The 14,915-nt window shown below is 39.8% G+C and carries 12 protein-coding genes; 10 read left to right on the plus strand and 2 right to left on the minus strand.

The window, feature by feature from the left end; translation table 11 throughout:
* Positions 1 to 210: 210 nt before the first annotated feature.
* Entirely contained in the window at positions 211 to 1,725 is a 1,515-nt protein-coding gene (locus V7K46_RS26920; RefSeq protein ID WP_335118635.1) for a phenylacetate--CoA ligase family protein, read from the minus strand.
* Positions 1,726 to 1,934: 209 nt separating this feature from the next.
* Between V7K46_RS26920 and V7K46_RS26925 the strand changes: the two genes are divergently transcribed.
* Complete coding sequence (locus tag V7K46_RS26925; RefSeq protein ID WP_335118637.1) at positions 1,935 to 3,617, plus strand: serine/threonine-protein kinase; 1,683 nt, start codon at positions 1,935 to 1,937, stop codon at positions 3,615 to 3,617.
* Positions 3,618 to 3,672: 55 nt separating this feature from the next.
* Positions 3,673 to 5,850: a serine/threonine-protein kinase gene (locus tag V7K46_RS26930; RefSeq protein WP_335118639.1), complete on the plus strand. Its 2,178-nt coding sequence runs from the start codon at positions 3,673 to 3,675 to the stop codon at positions 5,848 to 5,850.
* Between the two features lie 44 nt (positions 5,851 to 5,894).
* Here V7K46_RS26930 and V7K46_RS26935 read toward each other — a convergent pair whose 3' ends face one another.
* A complete protein-coding gene (locus V7K46_RS26935) occupies positions 5,895 to 6,764 on the minus strand; it encodes a TauD/TfdA dioxygenase family protein (protein WP_335118641.1) in 870 nt (289 codons plus the stop codon).
* Positions 6,765 to 7,546: 782 nt separating this feature from the next.
* Here V7K46_RS26935 and V7K46_RS26940 point away from each other — a divergent pair.
* The 8 genes from V7K46_RS26940 (at position 7,547) to V7K46_RS26975 (ending at position 14,878) form a co-directional block, all read left to right on the plus strand.
* On the plus strand, positions 7,547 to 7,777 hold the full coding sequence (locus tag V7K46_RS26940) for a CTB family bacteriocin (RefSeq protein WP_335118643.1): 231 nt from the start codon (positions 7,547 to 7,549) through the stop codon (positions 7,775 to 7,777).
* Positions 7,778 to 7,960: 183 nt separating this feature from the next.
* A complete protein-coding gene (locus V7K46_RS26945; RefSeq protein ID WP_335118645.1) occupies positions 7,961 to 8,194 on the plus strand; it encodes a CTB family bacteriocin in 234 nt (77 codons plus the stop codon).
* A 167-nt stretch (positions 8,195 to 8,361) separates the two neighbouring features.
* Positions 8,362 to 8,595: a CTB family bacteriocin gene (locus V7K46_RS26950; protein ID WP_335118647.1), complete on the plus strand. Its 234-nt coding sequence runs from the start codon at positions 8,362 to 8,364 to the stop codon at positions 8,593 to 8,595.
* A gap of 433 nt (positions 8,596 to 9,028) precedes the next feature.
* Complete coding sequence (locus V7K46_RS26955) at positions 9,029 to 9,361, plus strand: hypothetical protein (RefSeq protein ID WP_335118649.1); 333 nt, start codon at positions 9,029 to 9,031, stop codon at positions 9,359 to 9,361.
* Between the two features lie 207 nt (positions 9,362 to 9,568).
* On the plus strand, positions 9,569 to 11,716 hold the full coding sequence (locus V7K46_RS26960; protein WP_335118651.1) for a peptidase domain-containing ABC transporter: 2,148 nt from the start codon (positions 9,569 to 9,571) through the stop codon (positions 11,714 to 11,716).
* 24 nt (positions 11,717 to 11,740) lie between these two features.
* Positions 11,741 to 13,153 carry an HlyD family secretion protein gene (locus V7K46_RS26965; RefSeq protein ID WP_335118653.1) on the plus strand — a complete coding sequence of 471 codons (1,413 nt, stop codon included), beginning with the start codon at positions 11,741 to 11,743 and terminating at the stop codon, positions 13,151 to 13,153.
* Positions 13,154 to 13,171: 18 nt separating this feature from the next.
* Positions 13,172 to 13,873 carry a hypothetical protein gene (locus V7K46_RS26970; protein WP_335118655.1) on the plus strand — a complete coding sequence of 234 codons (702 nt, stop codon included), beginning with the start codon at positions 13,172 to 13,174 and terminating at the stop codon, positions 13,871 to 13,873.
* A gap of 327 nt (positions 13,874 to 14,200) precedes the next feature.
* A complete protein-coding gene (locus V7K46_RS26975) occupies positions 14,201 to 14,878 on the plus strand; it encodes a response regulator transcription factor (RefSeq protein WP_335118657.1) in 678 nt (225 codons plus the stop codon).
* Positions 14,879 to 14,915: the final 37 nt, after the last annotated feature.

The following is a 14,915-nucleotide window of genomic DNA, read 5'->3' on the forward strand; positions in this document are numbered from 1 at the left end:
ACAGTAGATAAATAGGGAGTCAGGGCGTAGCCGACGCCTACGCCCTGACTCCCTATGTATAGTGGTTATCATTATTTATACATGATTCATGACAAATTATGTTTTTACACATTTTGGATGCTCTATTTAAAGTAAGTTCGCAGTTAGATTAACAGGCAAAATCACTAATATTAAGGGACTTACATCTAACTGAAAACTATTTCCTATTCCCTATTGACGGGTATAACGATGTTTCACTCCAATAGGAAAATATTCAAAATCACCCATTGGGGCTAATGTAACTTGTGGTGTTTGATATTCTGGCGGAACATAATTAGCAAACTCGCTATTGAGGCGTAGCAGTTGTGAAAGAATAGAAGATGCGATCGCTTCTTTTTTCTCTTCACTACCCTCTACCCCTGGTGCTAACTCCACAATCACCGATAAAAATCGATTTTTGTCTGCATCTTCCTGCACCTGCAATACAAATTTACCTGTCACCCATTCTTGAATTATTGGTTGCTCTAATCCCACAGTCACATTTTCTGGATAGATGTTTGCGCCAAAGTAAGAAACTGTAAAATTAGAACGACCGAAGACATAAACGAAAGGTAGCTGATGAATACCTCTAGGTGATTGTTGAGTGTCAGAACGGAGATTTTCGAGCGGATTAAATCCCCATTCAGCTAAAAATTGCAGCATGGCATCATAACTAATTATTCCGCCAGTATCTAAGATGTCATAACGCACTAAGGGAATACCGTTATCTCCAGAAAACAGCAATCCGCCATCGTCAACTTCAAAAAAGCGACTGCAAGGATCATACTGTACTAGTGTGGGTAAACGTGATTCCCCAAATAAAGCTCTAGCTGCATCGGGATTTTCTGCCAAAAAACGGCGAATGCAGATACTTAACGGTGTTTCATTACCCAAAACTCCTGCATCCGCAGTGCCGTAAAGTGATGCAAAATCAGAGCAAGGATTTTGTGAACCAACTCTTTCGCCAACTAAACTCCGCCATTCTTCACTAAATACTTCTCCCGCCATCACTAATTTAATCTGATATTGCTGCCACTCCACACTACGGGCGATACCAGTATCAATCACATCTTTTAAAAATGGCGGGTATCCCAACAGCACTACTTGTTCAAATGCTGAACCTAATTCTTGGACAAGTCGCAAAATTTCTTCTTTGTTATTACCAGGAGTAATTACAGTGATGGGATAACCTTTGCTAGCAAGATAACGACAGCAATTAGTAGTGAATATTCCACCTACCCAAGTGCCTAAAGTGAAACAAATCACTGCTAGGGTACGTCGAGTATCTGCATGAAAACTATCGTGAAAAATCTGTTCAAAGCGTATGGCGATTTGGAGTTCATCTGTGAAAAAACGGGGCCAAAATGTCGGTTTTCCACTAGAACCTGATGAAGCAGCTATCATGTCGCACGCTTGGAGTTGCCCATTGCGGCACAAGTCAGCTAAAGGATAACGCAGTATATAATTTTGTTTAGCGATCGCTGGGAGTTTTTGAAACTCCTCCAAGGTTTGAATAGTCGCCGGATTAATTTCCCTTTCTGCTAAAAAAGCCTTGTAGGCTGGTACATTAGCCGCCACATCGTGAAATAAACTCAAAGCTGCCGAAGTTTGAGTGTTGAGATGCCGTTGCAGTAGCGTTTCTAAAGGGGTAGACAAAAAATCTTCAAATGCTTTAATTGCTCGCTGCTGTTGTGATTTGCAGTTCATGACGCTTGTTGTTTATCCTGAAGTAGAACCAACACCGTTACTTGCTGCCAGTATTTTAGCTGTTATTTAATACCCCAAAACCCCAGTGATTCTTAACAACACGGATTTTATATAGGAACACCCTGCTTTTAACATTTCCTAAAATATCCGAAAATGAGGGTATGCACGTCGTAGTCAATCAATAAAACCTTAACTTATCCTTCAGCACCATGCAGCTCTATTGCAGTAAACAACACACAAATAATGGTAGTAACCGCTTTTGTATCCATTGTGGTGAGCCATTACCTCTTGCTGTGGGACAGGTGGTGGATAATCGCTATCAAATTATCCGTCATTTAGGGCAGGGCGGCTTTGGACGCACCTATTTGGCACAGGATAGAAGTAAATCCCATCAAATATGTGTGCTGAAGGAATTTGCACCCCAAGTACAAGAACAGCAAGATTTACAAAAAGCTAAAGAGTTATTTGAGCGAGAAGCAAATGTTCTGAAAAAACTCCAGCATCCACAGATTCCGCATTTTCACGCCTCGCTACAAGTGAAGATAGGCACTAAAGATTTTTTCTTTTTAGTACAAGATTATGTCGATGGTGACAATTACTACCAATTATTAGAACAGCGTCAGAGTCAAGGAAAAACCTTCAGTGAAGAGGAAGTAATCACCCTACTGCAACAGATTTTACCTGTGTTATCATACATCCACTCACAAGATGTGGTTCACCGTGATATCACTCCTGATAATCTGATTTGGCGGCGTTCTGATCATCTGCCAGTGCTGATTGATTTTGGTGGTGTCAAGCAATTGCCAGCTTCTCAAGGTTTTTGGCAGACTAAGTTGGTTGGAAATAACACCTTGCTGGGTAAAAAGGGCTACGCTCCAGAAGAACAGCTACGGCAGGGGAAAGTATTTCTAAGTAGTGATTTATATTCTTTGGCGGTAACATCATTGGTGTTGCTCACGGGGAAAGAACCGCAAAAATTATACGACAGCTATCAGGGAATTTGGGGATGGGCAAAGGAAATTCAAGTTAGTCCCCAACTGGAAGCGGTGTTAAAAAAGATGCTAGCTTATAAACCGAGCGATCGCTATCAACGAGCCGAGCAAATCCTCAAAGATTTACCATCGCCAACTGCTACTAAACCCATAGGTAATTATATTAGCGCCAAGATCAAGACGATGGTAGTTGCTCCAGGAAGACAACGCGCCAGTGCTGTTGTGAGTGGATTCCAGAGCAAAACCCAAGCGCTTGCTAAACCGATATCTTGGCCTGTTTGGATTCGCCCTTTTGTGATCAGTTTAGGGGGAACAGCTTTAGTTGGATTAACTTTGGCGGTGGGAAATGCAGTCATTCGGAGCGTATCTTCAATCACTCTTCCATCAATTTCATTACCGCAAATTCCCCAGTTTCCAAATCCGAGCAGTAAACCAGTCAGCGACAAAGGAAAAAATAGTGATCTCCAGGAAATAGTCAGTCGTCGCCAACAGCTAGAAATTACTGAAGGATTTTTTATTCCCTTCGTAGATAATTTATTTTATACAAAAAAACCAGAATTAAAGGGACGTAGCCTTACATCTAAACCTGAAGACGCTGGTTTACGAGATGAATGGTCTGGTATCGCTGACGATTTATTGAATAAACTAGAACAGGTTAACCTCAGTACAGAATCTCGTCGGAAATTGGGGAAATATACTGCACAAGATTACGAAACATGGAGACGACAAGCGCGATCGGGGCAATTCGGGAACTATACAATTGATCAACTGAACAAAGAGACAAATAAAAAATTTGATCGGTTGTTTCCTGGTCAGCAGCGTGGGAAACTGAATCAACAGACTTTTGGTCAAATTTGGTATGCGATCGCAGCTGATCAAGTCAGTAAAGTACAAAAATAGAGTTAGGAGTTATAAGTGATGAGTTATGAATTAACTCCTAATTGCTCACTTTTTTATGAATTCAATATATTGTTCTAAAGGACATGAAAATTCCCCAGGTAGTCGCTTTTGTCTCCAGTGTGGTGAAAAATTGTTGGATACGCCCATGAGTTATAGTATCCAACCGGGACTAACTTTAGGCGATCGCTATATAATTGTGCGTCAAATAGGCCAAGGTGGCTTTGGACGGACTTATTTAGCTGAAGATGTCAACCGTTTCCGCGAACTTTGTGTTTTAAAAGAATTTTCCCCCCAAGTTCAAACCGCTTACATTGTCCAAAAAGCTGAAGAACTGTTTGAGAGAGAAGCGAGTGTTCTCTATAAACTGCAACATCCCCAAATTCCCCGCTTCCGGGAACTGCTTCGCATGAACTTAGGGGGCAAAGAATATCTGTTTTTGGTGCAAGATTATGTGGAAGGGGAAACTTACAACTCGTTGTTAAATGCCCGGATACAGCAGGGTTTGCGCTTTACAGAGGCGGAAGTACGCCAATTGTTGCTTTCAATTTTGCCAGTGTTGGAATACATCCACTCACTAGGAGTAATTCATCGAGATATTTCTCCAGATAACTTAATGCTTCGCACTGTTGACAAACTGCCAGTATTAATTGATTTTGGCGGTGTCAAACAAGTAGTAGCAACCGTTGCTTCTGAATATTACCAACCCGGCGTAGTTGCATCTTCCCCATCACCAACCCTATTGGGTAAAGTAGGATTTGCTCCCCCAGAACAGATGCAAACTGGGTTAGTGTCTCCCCACAGCGACTTGTATGCAATGGCTGCAACAATGCTAGTTTTGTTGACAGGCAAACAACCCCAAGAATTAATTGATAACTACAATCTTACCTGGCAGTGGCGACGGGAAGTAAGCCTGAGTCCGATTTTGGCACAGGTATTAGATAAAATGCTATCTACCAGACCAAGCGATCGCTATCAATCAGCCCGTCAAGTACTCCAAATCCTCAACCCATCCCCAGCTAACTTTCCCCCAACTCAATATTCCACTGCACCAGAACCCACATCCGCCACCGTCGCCATCTCCCCACCTCCCCCATCTCCTTCATACCCTACCCTGCGGGAAGCTAAAGCTACATCTTCCCCATCTCCTCAACCCACAACCTGGTGGACACCAACAAAAACTTTCCTTGTGGCGGCGGCGGTAGCTGGTACTGTTGGATTACTTTGGTGGGGAGTGAATAGCAGGCGTGATGTCGGGGAAGTCAAACCTACTCCTACAGCCAGCCCAATTCCAACCAGCGATCAGCCAACTGATCCCTTAGCGCAATATTCACCAGCAGAACGGCAACGCAAAGAAAGATTAAGCGATCGCCGTCAACAGTTGGGTATTAATGAGAAGTTTTACATTAACTTGGTGAATGAAGTTTTTTGGGACAGAAATCCCAGTTTACGGGGACGCACTCTCAGCGATGGCCCTGAAGATGAGAGTTTGCGGGCAGAATGGGATAAAACAGGCTCAGAATTGCTGGAAAAGCTAGTACCATTAAGTGCCAATACACGCCGACAATTGGGAACTTACACAACTGCTGAACGCGATCGCTGGAAAGTAGAAGTTAACAAAATCAACGTTGGTAGTCGTTCTTTGTATGATTTGGGAGATGCTGCTTTCTTAAATATATTCCCTGAGCAGCGTGGTAAAAATTTCCGAGTTCAGCCGATTGGACAAGTTTGGTACGGTTTTGTTAGCGATAAACTCAGTGCTATCCTCGGCGGTAGCGCTTTTGAGAAACTTGTCTTTGAACCGGGCGCTATCAGTAAAACAGTCAACGGTACTCTCCAACCTGGCGGTGGTAAAGTATTCATTGCTGGACTTGCCAAAGAGCAATCTCTGGATTTGAAGCTACAAGCAAATTCCCAAGTTTTGTTATCAGTCTATTCACCTTCTGGCAAAATTCAATTTTTAGAAGATTCTACCCAGCGCAGTTTATCAACTAAATTACCAGAAAAAGGATTTTACGAGTTTGTCGTGGTTTCTACAGCATCGAAACCAGTAGATTATCAACTCAGCATTACAGCAGAAAATCCCACCCCTCCCCCATCGCCTACACCAACGCCCACGCAAACACCCACGCCAACTCCCACGTCCACGCCAACACCCACACCTACACCTACACCTACAGAAACCGGCACTCCTACACCGATACCGACACCGACGCAGGAGACAACGCCTCAGTAGAGAATTATCCTCTGCGTCTAAAGCATCTCTACGTGAGATAAAAATTATGTCTGATCCACTACACCTAAACGCAACGCAATTCGCTTGTAATTCGTTGCTTCATAGGGTACACCTCTGTGCATTACCTGTGAGTTGTCCCAAAAAATTATATCTCCTGGCTGCCAAACATGGGAGTAGACTGGTGTGCAGTCTAGAACAGTTCCAAACAAATCCTGCCAGAAACGTTTTGCTTGCTCTGGTCTATCTTCCATACCAACTGCGATCGCAGTGTCCGAACCTAGATATAATCCCTTTTTACCAGTGACTTTGTGAGTAGACACAATGGGATGCACTTTCCTCGGTACATCAGTCTTTACATTGGTACTTTTAGAAAACATGGGTGGTGAGTGATACATCGACATCTGCTCTAACTGCTGCTGATGTTGATGATCTAGGTTATTATAAGCCTCTATCATGTCGAGGAACTCTGTGGTGTGAGGCTGCCCATTTACACCTTCGGCAGGCACTTCCACACCATAAAGCATGACAACATATAGTGCATTCATATCCAGTCCCTCTGTGCAGGGGACGCCATCTTTATCATGATGCCATTCCCAAGCAAACTTCCCTACTACTGGTTGAGCAAGCCCCTTGGGATTACCCAAAATATTCACAAATTGGCTTTGGAGGTCTGGACTAATATCAGGATCTAATGTTTTGGTTTTAGAATAGCCAAACATTAAGTCACCAAAGGTCTTCCTGGCAAATTCTTCCAACTGCTTTGCGGTGAGGTGTTGCTGTCTAACGACGACAACGCCGTGTTTCCAAAGTGATTCCTTTAATTCACGCGACTCTAGATTTGTAAGGTTGCTAAGATTGCAACCCCGCAGGACTTCAACTCCGAGTCTTGGTTGGTGTTTAGTTATTGGAGTCATTGCTATGAACCTATCCCACTAATAATATTTGTGCTACAAAGCTTAAGCTTATTGATAAATGAAAACGAAAAATCAAGGTTTTAAAGCACATTTTACAAAAAGAAGTAGGGATTTTTAGAATAGTGGGATAGGTTCATGCAACTATTTCTGGAGCAAACTATGTAGTCAATTAGTTAGGAAATTTGTGTAGTAGTATTTTACCTCAGAAAGTTGGCAAGTAAAAAAATGTTTAAGGACACGTAGATACGTACTCCTACGGAGAAGCAAGCTACGCAAAGCATCTTGTAGAGTTGTGGCTTCCTGTATCTGGGGATATTGCCCCTTTTCCCATTACCAGAGGCTAGCGCCTGCCGTAGAATGCCTGTTCGCCGCAAGGCGTCCCGTTAGGCAAGGGCTGTAGGGAGAAGAGAAGGCTTTACGCTGCGCTATCTGTTGTAGCAACTGGCGTTGTACTAGACGAAAGTACGGCAACGTCCGAAGGCTTTGGTGCGTTACGGACTCCGTTCTAACGCACCCTACATATAGTTAAATTTTTTCACACAATCAAATCGGATTGCTATAGTTTCAGGGCAATTGCTCTCTATGTATTTTTCGGAAATAGTAGTGGCGTAATTGTGAAATCTAGTTTTCTAAATATGGTAATTAAGTTTACGTAAACTGGAAATGACAACCTCAGTGCTTTAACTTATTGTATTGATTAAGCGAAAGGTTGAGACACCAAACAAAGGCACTCAACTAAATAGCTGAAAATCAATTAAACTCAAAATTAAAGGTTGGTAATTATGTCTGACAATTTGTTTATCAATGTAAGCGAAGAGCAACAAGAAATCGTAGCTGGTGGTGCAGCACTTATCGAGGACACCTCTTATTCTCTTTTGAAATTAAAAACTGCAACCATCTCGCCAGTATATAGTAAGTCTGGTCCTGGCGGCAGCAGTATATCAGGTGGTGGCGTGCAAACATTAAACCTAGTCTTGATTAAATCAGATACTTCGTTTAAAGCATTCGCTTAAGGCATTGGTTGACTAGTTTTTGCAATAGATTGCGACGAGTATCATCGTCTCTCAACGCGTTACGAAGGGGAGTAATCAGCGCTCCCCTATCTTTCCCTAGCTTCTTAGTTAACTGATGTTTTAATTCAGTATTTCAGTTTTCGAGATTATTCAACTCAAATAAAATCAAGGGAGTTTTTAACTATGTCACACGAACTATTTACCGATTTATCTACTGAACAACAAGAAAGCGTAACTGGTGGTGCAGCAGTTTTCGAGGACACCTTTTATTCTCTTTTGAAATTAAAAACTGCAACCATCTCGCCAGTATATAGTATGTCTGGTCCTGGCGGCAGCAGTATATCAGGTGGTGGCGTGCAAACATTAAGCCTAAACTTGATTAAATCAGGTACTTCATTTAAGGCATTGGTTGACTAGTTTCTGCAATAGATTGCGACGAGTATCATCGTCTCTCAATGCGTTACGAAGGGGAGTAATCAGCGCTCCCCCATCTTTCCCTAGCTTCTTAGTTAACTGATGTTTTAATTCAGTATTTCAGTTTTCGAGATTATTCAACTCAAATAAAATCAAGGGAGTTTTCAACTATGTCACACGAACTATTTACCGATTTATCTACTGAACAACAAGAAAGCGTAGCTGGTGGTGCAGCAGTTTTCCAGGACACCTTTTATTCTCTCTTGAAATTAAAAACTGCAAACATCTCGCCAGTATATAGTATGTCTGGTCCTGGCGGTAGCAGTATATCAAGTGGTGGCGTGCAAACATTAAGCCTAAACTTGATTAAATCAGGTACTTCATTTAAGGCATTGGTTGACTAGTTTCTGCAATAGATTGCGACGAGTATCATCGTCTCTCAACGCGTTACGAAGGGGAGTAATCAGCGCTCCCCTATCTTTCCCTAGCTTATTGGTTTCATAGCAGTTAGCAATCAGCTATATATTAAATGTTTATGGACACACAATTAATTATGGTTCCATAAATTACTGAAAGCTAACTGCATTTTACATTCTAAATTTTTGTGTCAGTTTAATGCTTTTACCGTAGAAAGGCATAAGGAATAAAATATATATTTTGCCCTGTACCAAAGGGGTTAAAGCCCCTAATTTTATTGAATTGGATAAAAAGATTTTTTAAAGACCGAAGCGCAATAAAAAAGGTGTCCTTGTTTTAAACCACTAAAATTTATTTATGGGGTTTACCTTATGCCTTTTCATAAATAATCTAAATTCTACTTTTACAAACCTAACAACAATGTCTAAGGATATCAAACCGGAAGTTTCTGAATTATTTCTTGATTTATCAGCACAACAACAAGAAACTATCTCTGGTGGAGGCTCACTTTCTTCAGGATTAGATTTTGGCACTTTGTTCTTCCAAAAAACAGATATAGAAACTTTTGCCAATAGTGCAATTAATGTATCTGGTAGTAATGGTAGTATTTCTTCTATTCAACAAACTGGATATAGGTTCTCACAAATTACCTTTGGATTCAGTCTAGGTCGTCAACTACGGGGGGGTAGGTCAGCGAGGAGCAACTCTGGTTTACTTAATATGTTGTTTAGCATGATGTCTCTTCTAGGTTAATCCTAAAGATTTTATAGGACTCAGATTTGATTTTTGAAAACATCCTGAGAATGAAAAACCTGTTTGATCAGAGTTTTCTATGAAATTTTGTTCAAAAATCAGAGATGAGTCCTATATCAGTTGAGCGCACTCCAATTATCAAAAAATATACCAACAGATTGACAACATTATTAGCTTAAAGTTGTCATTAGATAAGGTAAATTACCTATGAAATACCAATTTGTTAAACAGCATAGTGAAGAAGACTGTGGGGCTGCTTGCCTTGCGGCTATTTCTAAATATTATGGACGGACTTTTACTTTGAGTCGCATCCGTGAAGCTGTAGGTACTGGGCAGTTCGGCACTACTTTATTAGGATTAAAGAGAGGAGCAGAAACACTTGGTTTCAATGCTCGTCCAGTTAAAACTTCACCAGATTTTTTAAACAGGATTAAAGAAGCACCATTACCTGCAATTATTCACTGGAAAGGTAATCACTGGGTTGTTTTATACGGTAAGAAAGGTCAAAAATGTTTAGTTGCTGATCCGGCTGTAGGTATCCGTTATCTTTCTAAAAAAGAGATAGCCGAAGGTTGTACAGATTGGTTGATGCTTTTACTTGAGCCAGATGTAAAGTTTTTTGCTCAAAAAGATGAAAAACTAGGTGGATTTTGGCGTTTCTTCAGGCGCGTCTGGATTTATCGTGCTATTTTAGCTCAAGCCTTACCTCTTAACCTAATGTTGGGATTGCTATCTTTAGCTTCCCCTTTTTTGATGCAAATTTTGACTGACGATGTGCTGGTTAGAGGTGATACAAAGTTACTTACTACTGTAGCGATCGCTGTGATAGTGATGAATTTTATTTCCCGTAGTCTGTCCTTTGTGCAGTCTAATTTAATTGCTCACTTTGCACAACGTCTGCAATTGGGGTTAGTGCTAGAATTTGGGCGGCAAATTCTCCGATTACCTCTCTCATACTACGAAGCCCGTCGCAGTGGTGAAATTGTTAGTCGTCTGCAAGATATCGACCAAATTAATCAATTAGTTGCTCAAGTTGTTGTTGGTTTACCTAGCCAATTTTTTATTGCCTTGATTTCTTTTGGATTCATGGTTTTTTATAGCTGGAAACTTACTGTAGTAGCTGTATTCATCGCTATAGTAATGAGCTTATCGACAGTAGTCTTTCAGCCAAATTTGCAGCAAAAAACTCGTGAGCTTTTAGTTCAAGAAGCAGAAACACAAGGGGTTTTAGTAGAAACTTTTAAAGGCGCACTAACTCTCAAAACTACTACATCTGGGTTGCAATTTTGGGAGGAATTACAAAGTCGATTTGGTCGTCTTGCTAACATTACATATCGCACAATACACATTGGGATCATTAATAATACTTTTTCTGGCTTGGTTTCGGGAGTTGGTGGCGTTATTTTGCTTTGGTTTGGTGGCAATTTGGTAATTAACCCAGTAGAAAACTTGAGTATCGGGCAACTATTTGCCTTTAACTCAATGAATGGTAATTTTCTGGGCTTATTTGCTACTTTAATCAGCTTTGTTGAGGAATTTACTCGTGCAAAAACTGCTACACAACGTCTAACAGAAGTCATAGATGCTACCTCAGAAAATGAGGGCGATGAGATAAAGCCTTACGCCAAGATTGCAGGGGATGATGACATTATTTGTAAAAATATTAATTTTCATTATGCTGGTCGTCTAGATTTAGTAGATGACTTTTCTTTAATAATTCCGGGCGGGAAAAATGTTGCATTGATCGGCAAATCTGGTTGTGGCAAAAGTACTTTAGCCAAACTTATTGCTGGGTTATATCCACTGCAATCTGGTAATATTCGTATTGGACTCTATAACCTTCAAGACCTGTCCCTTGAATGTCTTAGAAAACAGGTGGTTCTTGTTCCCCAAGAACCTCATTTTTGGAGTCGATCGATTATAGAAAACTTTCGTTTAGTTGCTCCCGAAGTTACGTTTGAAGAGATTGTAAGAGCTTGTAAAGTGGCAGAAGCTGATGAATTTATTAGTAAGCTACCTAATACATATCAAACTGTTTTAGGGGAATTTGGTGCAAATATTTCTGGTGGGCAACGGCAAAGATTAGCAATAGCAAGAGCCATTGTCACAGATCCACCAATTCTTATTTTAGATGAATCTACTGGTGGACTTGATCCAGTAAGTGAGGCGCAAGTTTTAGATAAATTGTTTGAGCATCGCCAAGGTAAAACCACTATTTTGATTACTCACCGTCCTAAGGTAGTTAATCGTGCTGATTGGATAGTTCTACTAGATCAAGGCAAGTTAAAAACTCAAGGTTCTTTAAATGAGTTACGCTCCCAATCTGGAGAGCATTTGGAATTTTTAAATTCTTAATTATTAACATCTATTCAGATAATTATGCTCTACACAGATAGTAAAAAACTTCTGCCATCGGTGCAAAGTGAAGAGTTTCTTCCTCCTGTAAGTCGTTGGACATCTTTAGCAGGAATTTTCCTGGTTGGAAGCCTTAGTGCTGGAATTAGTCTCAGCTCATGGGTGAAGTATAATGTGACAGTGAAAGCAGGAGCAGTAGTGCGTCCTACAGGAGAAATTCGGTTAGTGCAACCGAAAATTGAAGGGACTGTTAAAGATATTTTTGTGAAAGAAAATCAACTAGTCAAACAGGGAGATGCGATCGCTCGCTTAGATGACGAACAACTGCAAATCAAACAGAGTCAATTAAAAGATAACATTCAACAAATCAGGTTACAAATAATTCAACTTGATGCCCAAATTAAGATTTTAGATACTCAAATTATCGCTGAAGCAACAGTAGCAGAGCGAACTGTGGCCTCTGCTCAAGCGGATTTGGCACGTAATCAACGGGAATATCAAGAGCGACAGATTACCACCAGCAGCGAATTACTAGCAGCACAAGCAAGTTTGCAAAAATCCCAAGCAGAATTGCAAAAAGCCGAAGCTGATTTAAGCTTTGCTGAGGTGGATCGCGATCGCTATGAGCAGTTGGCGCAGGTTGGCGCAATTGGTAAGCGCGAATTTGAGCAGAAAAAGCTAGTTGTTGTCCAGACTAAAGCCATACTTGAATCTGAAAAAAAAGCTGTTGATATTGCTAAAGCTAAAGTGCAAGTAGCTTTAGGTGCTGTTAATCCTACCACTGCCACAGTTGCGATCGCTCAAGATCGCATTGCCCAAGAATTTGCTAGAGGTGAAGTCAGCATCGCTATTTTAAAAAAGGAAAAACAAGCTTTAATTCAGCGGCGAGTGGAAATGCAAAACCAACTCGGACAATCTCATAAAGAACTTTTACAAGTAATTAGTCAATTACAAGATACTATTCTGCGAGCAAGTAGTAATGGTATCATTCTCAAGCTCAATTTACGCAACCCCGGTCAAGTGCTACGTGCTAGCGAAGCTATTGCTGAAATTGCTCCTAATAATGCTCCTCTAGTTATTAAAGCAGTTATCCCTACTCAAGAAATTAAAAATGTTGCAGTTGGTCAAAAAGTCCAATTGCGAATTGATGCTTGTCCTTATCCTGATTATGGCACTCTCAAAGGTGTGGTCACGGCTGTTTCTCCCGATACAATTACGTCTAAAAGTAACAATGCAGAAAGCCCCATATCAGGTTCTACAACCCCTGGAAGTAGCTACTTTGAAGCTACTATTCAACCTGAAATAATGATATTTGGCAATGGCGATCGCCAGTGTCATATCCAATCTGGCATGGAAGCCAAAGCTGACATTATTTCAAAAGAAGAAACAGCACTGCAATTTATGTTGAGAAAGGCTAGGTTAATTACTGATTTATAAGGATATAAATATGTGATAATGGAATTTTATGTACAAATTACAGTTGTAGCTATTTATGTCCTGACATTGATAATGTATTTGAAAACTTATTATAGAATTCAGCAAGCATTACAATGGTGGTCTTATAGACAATCTATCAAGTTATTTCTAGAAGCAAGTAAAATTCATGAAGGCTTATTACAAGAATCCTTCACAATCCGTCGCAGCTTGGATTTATTGGCACAAGACAACCTAAATCTAACAATTAACAAAATCCAAGAATACCTAAAACAAGCTGATAATTTTCATCACGCTTTAGTGCAATTGAGCGATCGCTTATTTCCGGCATATATTCAAGATAGCCTACCGTTGGCTATTGAGTGCCTATTAGAACAGTGGTTAACATCAAATTCCCACCTCTGTTTCCATTTCGATATACCACCCTACTGGCGATATGAGCAAGCTGAACGGAGTTTGATAGTTTTCAAATCTTTAGAAGAACTACTAATATTAACTTTGCCGAATATTTCGGTTCCTATATCAATTTTTATCAGTTTAAAACAACACAAAAATCTCGGTCAGCTAATGGTGCAAATTACATATCCTGAGCCATCTACAATTATTTTCTCTTCTAATTTTAAAGAACTAGAGTATCTTTGCAAAAGTTTTCGATTTTTAACTTCGGGTAAATGCTTTTATCGTAAAGATAACCTGAGCATTACTTGTTATTTTTATTGGTAAGAATTATTGCGATAAGTAAGTGGTTGGGAAAATTTACAAGGATGTAAAGTCTCTGGGTCAGTCGTTACTCATCCTTGACAGGTTAAGGTTATAAATATTTTTTCAACAAGTAATAGTTCTGAAATTTTTATTAGATGTAGTTAGATAAAACAGTATAATAAATATTATAGGTATCAACCAAAAACTTATGTAAAAACTTTAAAGTAAATGGTAAAAATATTTTAATTGTTAGTCAAATATTTTAGTTAGTTTATAGTCTTATATATTTAGCCAGTTATCACAGTTATGCATTAATTAAAATATGATTTTATTAGGGTATTGTTAATTATGAGACAAGATTTAAAAGATAAAAAACTTCTAAAAATTTTAGTAATTGATGACCACGAATCAGTTTTAGCTGGAACTGTTAATGTGTTGCAAAAGCATTACCCTGACGCTGAATTCATCATTGCGGTAAATGCTAAGAACGCTCTTCATGAAATTGTTACCTCACAGCCAGATATGGTTGTAATGGATCTTTCTATTCCAGATAACTCTGGAATGACAGCCCGACCTGATATAGGGGTTCAACTTCTAAGAACTCTGACGAAAAACTATCCCAACTTAAATATTGTTGTCCAAAGTGCTAATGTAAGAACCCTGGTAAGGATTAGACTTGATATTGATAGTCATAAAGGAGGCTTTACAGTCGCGGATAAAAGCCTATCGACTCAGGAAATGTTGACCAGGATTGATTGGGCGTTACAGGGCTTAACTCATACAAAAGATATTAAAGGAATACATTCTGTATTAGAGGTTAAACCAGAGTGGCTCAGGGTGCTGACTTTAGCATTTGAGGAAGGATTGCAAGATAAAACAATTGCTGAACGTATATGTATATCTGAGCGGATGGTGCGTCATTACTGGAGTAAGCTACAAGACGCTTTAAATGTTTATCCTGAAGAGGGAAAAAATATCAGAATTCAAACTGAAATGCGAGCTAGAGAAGAAGGACTAATTGATTAATTATTAATAATAATTAATCAATTTTTTGATAATTTAT

Source organism: Nostoc sp., assembly GCF_036917395.1.
GTDB lineage: Bacteria > Cyanobacteriota > Cyanobacteriia > Cyanobacteriales > Nostocaceae > Nostoc.